Origin of the sequence: Pedobacter sp. ASV12, assembly GCF_016429155.1 — a bacterium.
GTDB lineage: Bacteria > Bacteroidota > Bacteroidia > Sphingobacteriales > Sphingobacteriaceae > Pedobacter.
The window spans coordinates 1-425 of record NZ_JAELUC010000316.1 but is presented as its reverse complement, the minus strand read 5'-3'; the positions used below and the strand labels follow the sequence as shown (position 1 = coordinate 425).

The 425-nt window shown below is 41.4% G+C and carries 1 protein-coding gene; it reads right to left on the bottom strand.

What is annotated here, in order from left to right:
- On the bottom strand, window positions 1–425 hold a 425-nt coding region (locus JHD69_RS20480; RefSeq protein WP_304622313.1), incomplete at both ends, for an amino acid--tRNA ligase-related protein.

The following is a 425-nucleotide window of genomic DNA, read 5'->3' as shown; positions in this document are numbered from 1 at the left end:
GGTTACGCGTATACTGCGCACAGCCTTTTGCATTAATGGCCACAACCAGTTCTGCATTGTCAAAAACAGCAAAATCTTTTCCTTTTACTATACTGTTTAGTTCTACAAAAGTCATATCGAAACGAGTATCTGGCTTGTCGGAGCCATAAAGACGCATGGCATCAGCATACTGCATGCGAGGACCTTCAGGTAGATCTATTCCTTTTATTTCCTTGAACAAGCGTCTAATCAGGCCCTCGAAAGTGTTTAAGATATCCTCTTGCTCGATAAATGACATTTCACAGTCTATCTGTGTGAATTCAGGTTGCCTGTCGGCACGTAGGTCTTCATCCCTAAAGCATTTTACAATTTGAAAATACCTATCGAAACCAGAAACCATTAACAGTTGCTTAAAGGTTTGTGGCGATTGGGGCAAGGCATAAAAC